Below are 1,345 nucleotides of genomic sequence, written 5' to 3'. Positions count from 1 at the left end.
AGGTCCCAGGCGACGGGGCACGGGACGTCCGGCAGCGGCGTACGCACCAGGCGCGGCACCAGCAATGTGCCGTCCCGCAAGGCGAGTTGGGGTTCTCCGGTGGCCAGGGTGGCGCGTATGTCGCGTTCGGGTACGTCGCGGTCGGTGCCGACGAGGACGAACCGCCCGGGGTTCTCGGCCTGGGCGGAGCGCACCAGCGCCCACAGGGGCGCGAGCGTCAGGTCGCCCGGCGCCTCACGGGTGACGATCGCCAGCCGGGTGTCGTCGCGCAGCGCGTCCTCGATGAGCTTCAGGGCGTACAGCGTGGCTTCCCGCGCGGCCTCGGCGGGGGCGCCGGGGAAGGTGTCGGGCACATGCGCCAGGTGGAATTCCCCGGCCGCGGCGTCCGGCTCCGGCGGGGCCTGGATCTCGGTCCATTCGACGCGCAGCAGCGCGCCGTCCCGCGCCGCGGACAGCACCCCGTTCAGCGGTACGGGCCGCTGGACCAGCGACCGTACGGTGGCCACCGGGGCGCCGGTGGTGTCGGCCAGCTCGACCGCGACCTCGTCCGCGGCCGTACGGAGCAGGTGGACGCGTACGGCGGTGGCGCCGGCGGCGTGCAGTTCGAGGCCGAGCCAGGCGAACGGAAGCCGCACCTGGCCGTCGTCCTCCGGCCCTTCGGCGGCGTGCAGGCTGGCGTCCAGCAGCGCCGGGTGCAGCCCGAACCGGTCGGCGCCCGCCTCGTCGAGGGCGACCTCGGCGAACACCTCGTCCCCGCGGCGCCACGCGGCGCGCACGCCCTGGAACGCGGGACCGTAGCCGTACCCCTGCGCGGCCTGGCGCTCGTAGAGGCCGTCGACGTCGATGGGCTCGGCGTCGGCCGGTGGCCACTGGGCGAACACGGCGCCGTCGGCGGCCGGGCCCCCGCCGTGTTCGGCCAGCACGCCACTGGCGTGCCGGGTCCAGCTCTCCTCGCTGCGCGCGGGGCGCGAGTAGATCTCGACGGTACGGCGGCCCGCCGCGTCGGGGGCGCCGACGACGACCTGGACCTCCGCCGCCGCGTCGCCGGTCAGCGACAGCGGCGTCTCCAGGGTGAGTTCCTCCACCACGCCGCAGCCCGCCTCGTCCCCGGCGCGCACGGCCAGCTCGACCAGGGCTGTGCAAAAAAAAAAAAGACGACACCGGCGATGACGTGGTCGGCCAGCCAGGGCTGCGAACGGGTGGACAGCAGGCGCGTCAGGACCAGCCCGTCGTCGCCCGCGAGGCTGACGGCGGTGTCCAGCAGCGAATAAACCGATGGTGCCCGGGCCGCTCCAGGAGTAACAGCCAGTACCGCTTGCGCTGGAACGCGTAGGTGGGCAGGGCG

Annotated in this window: 1 protein-coding gene; it reads right to left on the bottom strand. The window is 74.7% G+C overall.

The genetic code is table 11. The features are described 5' to 3' along the window. The coding region (locus SSOG_RS39645; protein WP_039939789.1) for a polyketide synthase dehydratase domain-containing protein at positions 1-1,118 on the bottom strand (1,118 nt) is incomplete at its 3' end. Positions 1,119-1,345 lie beyond the last annotated feature (227 nt).

The sequence above is a fragment of the Streptomyces himastatinicus ATCC 53653 genome, from assembly GCF_000158915.1.
In the GTDB taxonomy this organism is placed as follows: domain Bacteria; phylum Actinomycetota; class Actinomycetes; order Streptomycetales; family Streptomycetaceae; genus Streptomyces; species Streptomyces himastatinicus.
This window is presented reverse-complemented; position numbering and strand designations above follow the sequence as displayed.